General features: G+C 42.8%; 4 protein-coding genes and 1 rRNA gene. 1 reads left to right on the top strand and 4 read right to left on the bottom strand.

Annotated features, from left to right (window positions below; all coding sequences use genetic code 11):
• Positions 1-91: 91 nt before the first annotated feature.
• Positions 92-207 (top strand): 5S ribosomal RNA (gene rrf, locus QVA83_RS19040).
• Positions 208-533: 326 nt separating this feature from the next.
• On the opposite strand, the gene QVA83_RS19045 is transcribed toward rrf, so the two are convergent.
• From QVA83_RS19045 to QVA83_RS19060, 4 genes are all read right to left on the bottom strand, one after another.
• Entirely contained in the window at positions 534-1,064 is a 531-nt protein-coding gene (locus QVA83_RS19045; RefSeq protein ID WP_014975262.1) for an acyloxyacyl hydrolase, read from the bottom strand.
• A 136-nt stretch (positions 1,065-1,200) separates the two neighbouring features.
• Complete coding sequence (locus tag QVA83_RS19050) at positions 1,201-2,031, bottom strand: substrate-binding periplasmic protein (RefSeq protein WP_287498813.1); 831 nt, start codon at positions 2,029-2,031, stop codon at positions 1,201-1,203.
• Positions 2,012-2,803, bottom strand: a complete 792-nt coding sequence (locus QVA83_RS19055) for a transporter substrate-binding domain-containing protein (protein ID WP_069943475.1) — start codon at positions 2,801-2,803, stop codon at positions 2,012-2,014. Before QVA83_RS19055 ends, QVA83_RS19050 begins: the two co-directional genes overlap by 20 nt.
• A 142-nt stretch (positions 2,804-2,945) precedes the next feature.
• Positions 2,946-5,758, bottom strand: a 2,813-nt coding sequence (locus QVA83_RS19060) for an error-prone DNA polymerase (protein WP_287498814.1), incomplete at its 5' end; no start/stop codon positions are given.

Genomic DNA, 5,758 nt, shown 5'->3' on the forward strand with positions numbered 1-5,758 from the left:
CTACAGCATTTTATGTATGCGAGCTAACAGAAATTAGTGAGGTTGAGAGTTCTCAGCTTTACGCAGTAAACGCTACTGCAAACCAGTTTTTCCTGGCAGCCATAGCGATACGGTACCACCTGACTCCATTCCGAACTCAGAAGTGAAACGTATTAGCGCCGATGGTAGTGTGGGGTTTCCCCATGTGAGAGTAGGACACTGCCAGGTCCCATTAAGAAGAACCCGCCTTACGGCGGGTTTTTTGCGTTTGGAAGGAACAAAAAATGGGGTCAGAGTACATTAATACTTCCAATTCTCCTCAAAATATTAACGGCCCTTAACCAGATGATGGCGAAATGAAAATGTACTCTGACCCCCAATTATGGGCAGCTTAAAGGCTTTACTCCCTTATCATAAAGAGGCCGAGGAACATGTCAGCTTGAATATAGAATAATGGGGTCAGTGTACTTTTTTGAATGAATGATCTTAACAGTCTAACAACACAGCCTAGCGTCGTTGTTTGCAGTGCAGAAATGTACTCTGACCCCATGTCTTTAAAAGTGGTAGGCGTAGGATAGGTTCAGGAAGTCTAATCCGGGGTTGTCATTGTTGAAGCCGCCGTTTGAAAAGTGCATATAGCGCAGTGCGACATGTTGTTTCTTATCGATCTCTACAAACACACCTAATCTGTCTTCGAACTGATAGTTAGATCCAATATCTTTACCAGCGACTTTCTGATTACCTATGTAACTCGCTCCTATCCCCGCTTCTATATATACGGGATATTTGTCATAGAGCGTTGAAACCTGTTTCATAAATACAGGAGTTAATGACGCGCCGTAGCTTGTACTATGTGTATCGTTTTCACCATACTCCCACACTACGGCACTCACTTCCCAGTATAGCTTTAGGTCGCCAAACCAATCAGTAGTAAGCGTTTGTTCAAGTGGCCTGTACGCGAAGCGCATACCATCGATATCGTCAAAGCCGTGCATATAATCTACACTCACGGTTTGTTTCGCTTGTACGCTACTTGCGGTGAAAATAATGAAAAAAGAAAATAGAAGTAGTGATGCCTGTTTCATAATTGCTCCTTGATCTGATAATCAACAAGCAAAATTTTTTCCAATTAAAAATTATTTTAATTTCAAAGAGATAATAAAAACTAAATGCCGAACTATTCCACGCGAGTAGTGTAATTTACTGACACTGTTGAAGTTTTTACAAAGGTGTCCAGCGTGTATCTGCACTTACATGTTGCTCTTCCATCAGACGCTCGATCAGTTGCTTTGTATCTTCAATACCATACTTCGCTTTAATTTTATTTATGCTTTCAGATTCTGAAAGTATGAATGTATTGAGCTCGGCAATGATCTCGGGGTGTTTTAAGGTTGATAGCGAAAATGAGACAACGTTGTGTGGCAGGGTTAAATCAGCGGCAAATGGTCCCATTTGCGGAAAGCGACGAGCAACGTTTTTAGCGGCATTATATTCCACATCTAAAGCATCTACTTTATCGCTCTGTAGAAGATTAAGCCCATCATAAATACTGTTTACGCCTGTTACCTTAACGGTACCGTTCTTAATTTGCTGTTCCCACTTTACAGGGGAAAATCCGTCTGGCGTGGCAAGTTTTGTTATATGAGTAATTCCTTTACCAAGGTTATCTGTTTTAACCAAAGTCACGGCGAATGTTTCTGCCAGAGGTTCAGAATATACTTTGTTAAGGCTATGGGTTATTTGATCATACCATCTGCCGTTATCAGGAAAGACAAAGTCTACATTGCCTTTTTTCAATTCTATCTGAAGGCGTTTAACTGGCATGCTCAAGTATACAAAGCGATGTCCGCTTTGCTTTGAGAATGCTTCAAGAATAGCCCAACCCAACCCCTTTTCATGATCCGATGAAAAGTTGTAATACGGATAATATTCAATATTTTGAGCGCCTACGATATAGGTATCAGCTGAAATAAAAGGGCTTGAAAGTGTGCATGCAACTGGTAGTACAACCATTTGCACAAAGCGACGAATACTATTTCCAAACCTCTTCAATTTTCAATCCTTGTTCTATCAAAAGCTTCTGAGACAACTGCTCGAAAGGGGTTATTCCGTATTTTGTTTTTATACTATCAATTAATTCTGGATTTGAGGATATGAACTTATTAAGTTCACTAATAATGTCTTGATGATAAAGCGTAGATAGGGAAAAAGGAATTTCATTATGTGGAAGCGTCAAATCTAAAGTAAATGCGTCTTGCTCATATGATAGAGGAGCAGATCGCTGGCTAACGAAATACTCTAAATCTAACCCGTCTACACGTTCTTGGTACAAAAGCGCCAAGCCTTGTTGAATATCCGTAACCCAAGTTATTTGGGTACGTTGCGTGTCTATTCTTTCTTGCCAATTTACCGGTGTGAAGCCTAACGGCATAGCGAGGTTTTTTATCTTTTCGATGCCTTTCCCAGCGTTCTGTCGTTTTACAATTGTCCCCGTTACTGCGCTGGTTAATGGGAGGGAAAAGTACTTGTCATTTGAAGTGGTAATGCTGTTATACCAGCCTCTATTATCAGGGTATACAAAGTCAACATTACCTTTAACTAACTCGAGTTGAAGCCGTCTTATAGGCAAGCTTAAATACACAAACTCGTGTCCCGAAGCTTCAGAAAAAGCTTCTAAAATTGACCAAGCAACCCCTTTATCTGTTGATGATGCAAAATCGTAATGGGGGAAATAAGCTAAGTTTTGTGCGCCAATCACATATTTATCTGCATAAATATTAAGGCTAAACAAACAGCCAATGAAAAGCCCAATACATCGCATCATTCTAAACTCCAAAATGACTACAGCAATTTACAATATACAAATAAATTATCTTTGAAGCATTTCCTTGAGAGGAAGTTTTTTAATACAAAAATAAGTCGCGTATCTATACACCATAATTTATCGTTTTGCGGGTGTAAAATACTCAGTGAAAATCTCTTGAACTTAATGACAGCTTTTCGAGCCACGGCGTCCGATCAATAAGCTTACCTGCGATGATATGAATAACTCCCTCTTTGGAGCGTTCAATAATACCATTTACCTGTAACAGTTTAGCTTTTAAGAATGTTTGTTGCTGAGCACGAGCGGTAGCTTGCCACACCACAACGTTCATATTGCCTATATCATCTTCCAAAGTCAGAAAGGTAACACCTGCGGCAGTGCCTGGTGCTTGACGACCTGTTACTGCGCCAAGCACTTTTACAACTGATTTATTTGTCTTGTCTTTAAGTGAATTAGACCAGCTTATGTCTTTAAGCTTATGCCGCTTCTTGAGTAAAGAAATAGGGTGGTTATTTACCGATAAGCCGGTTGAGGCATAGTCTTCAAGTAAGTTTTCTGCCTCAGAAGGCGTAGCGCCGAGCGGTGTGGCATTTTTATCTGCATAAAAATCGTCAGTATTAAACAGTGGTAAACGCGTTTGAGTATCCATAATTCGCCAGCGAGTTTCATATCGATTGCCTGAAATAGCGCGAAGGGCATCGGCGCTGGCCAGTGCCTCTAGTTCGTGACTTTTAAGCGATAGCTGCTGCAATTGTTCAACATTGGTGTAGCTTTTGTCTGAACGGTTTTCCACGATAAGCTGAGACGATGCTTCACTTAAGCCTTTAATAAGCTTAAGACCAAGCTGAATGTGTTTTTTTTGGCCTTGTACCACCAGAGAATGCTCAACGTCAGATTGGTTAACACAGGGCGCTTCTACCCGTATGTTGTGACGCTTAGCATCTTGAACTAACTGAGACGGAGAATAAAACCCCATGGGCCAGCTATTTAACAGCGCTACGTAGAACTCAACAGGAAAGTAAAACTTCAACCAGCAAGACACATAAGCTAATACGGCAAAAGATGCTGAGTGCGATTCAGGAAAGCCGTAACCTGCAAAGCCTTTTATTTGTTCAAATAAGTTGTGGGCGAACGTACTGTCATAGCCTTTATCCGTCATCCCCTTAATAAGCTTGTCTCTGAACTCAAAAATTCTACCGTCTTTTTTCCAGCTCGCCATTGCGCGCCGCAGTTGATCGGCTTCTCCGCCACTGAAGCCAGCTGCAACCATGGCAAGCTGAATCACTTGTTCTTGAAAGATAGGCACGCCCATGGTGCGAGACAGAACTTTCTCCACATCTTTAGATGGATAGCTAATGGTTTCGTTGCCGTGTCGGCGTATCAAATAAGGGTGGACCATATCACCCTGAATCGGACCTGGCCGTACAATGGCTATTTGTACGACCAAATCGTAATAGCGACGAGGTTTGAGTCTTGGCAGCATAGACATCTGAGCCCGTGATTCTATTTGAAAAACGCCTACCGTATCGGCCCGACAAATCATATCGAAAACCTGTTTGTCATCTCCGAGCTTAGTAATGAACGGAATACTGGTTTCAACAGGGTATTGTTTATTGATAAGAGAGAATGCACGACGTATAGCGCTCAACATCCCAAGCGCCAGTACATCCACTTTTAAAAGGCCTAAGGTTTCAATGTCGTCCTTATCCCACTGAATAATAGTGCGCTCTTCCATCGCGGCGTTCTCGACAGGAACAAGATCGTAGAGCGGCCCTGCGCTAATAACAAAACCACCTACGTGTTGCGACAAGTGTCGGGGCGTGCCGAGTAAAGCTTCGGTAAGGGTAATTAACTGCAGTACTCTAGGCTCCTCAGGATTTAGCCCAAGCCCTGCCAGTTGAGACTTCCACGGAATAACGCTGTCTCGGCGATTAATCTGCTTTACCACAAAATCAAGCTGTGATTCGCTAAAGCCCAGCGCCTTGCCCACATCTTTAAACGCTGACTTGAAGCGATAGCAAATAACCGTAGCCGCGATAGCGGTTCTTTCCCGGCCGTACTTTTGATAAATGTATTGGATGACCTCTTCACGGCGTTGATGCTCAAAATCCACATCAATATCTGGCGGTTCGTTACGCTCTTTGGAAATAAAGCGCTCGAACAGCACACTTATTTGCCTTGGGTCTACTGCGGTTATTTCCAAGCAATAGCACACTACCGAGTTGGCCGCAGAGCCGCGCCCTTGATACAAAATACGTTGTCGCTTGGCAAACTGAACAATGTCGTAAATGGTTAAAAAGAAATACTCATACTCTTGCTCGGCAATAAGCGTAAGTTCTTTTTCTATGGTTTGGCGAATATCAGGGGTTATACCTTCAGGAAAGCGCACTTTTATACCGGCCTCTACACGTTCCCGCAAATACGAAGTGGGCGTATACCCTTCAGGTACAAGCTCCGCAGGATAGTGGTAGCGCAGCTCTTCTAAAGAAAATGTGAATGCGTGAGCAAGGGCATTGGTATTGGCAATCCATTTCTCAGGGTAAAGCTTCTTAATTTTTTGTACGGTTCGCAGACAACGCTCTGCATTATTCAACGCATCCCGACCTATTTTATCTACACTGGTATGCACGTTAGTAGCATGCAATACATGTTGAAGCGGCAGCCTGTCGGCGTGATGCATGAGTACACCTGTACAAGCAATAACAGGGAAAGGGTAGGCAGACTGCAGATGATTGTAATGCGCAAACCTGTGGTGATCCCTTCCGTCTAATAGGCGCTGAGCGCCAATATAGGCATCAATACTAGGATGTTTTTGCAGCCATTCAGCCCAATGCTTGTCTTCAGCTTCTTTGCCGCTTGGTAACCAAATGAATTTACAATGACGAATAGTACGCAAGTCCCACTCGGCCAGTTGATATTCACCTTTCTCAGAGCGACGCCTCGCGTTAGTAATAA

The sequence above is a fragment of the Alteromonas sp. AO-Serp genome (assembly GCF_017849675.1).
GTDB classification, from domain to species: Bacteria; Pseudomonadota; Gammaproteobacteria; order Enterobacterales; family Alteromonadaceae; genus Alteromonas; species Alteromonas macleodii.

What these genes read in the sequence shown, in the direction of transcription:
- QVA83_RS19045 (WP_014975262.1), bottom strand. Translation starts at nt 1,064, where the DNA reads ATGAAACAGGCATCACTACTTCTATTTTCTTTTTTCATTATTTTCACC.
- QVA83_RS19055 (WP_069943475.1), bottom strand. Translation starts at nt 2,803, where the DNA reads ATGATGCGATGTATTGGGCTTTTCATTGGCTGTTTGTTTAGCCTTAAT.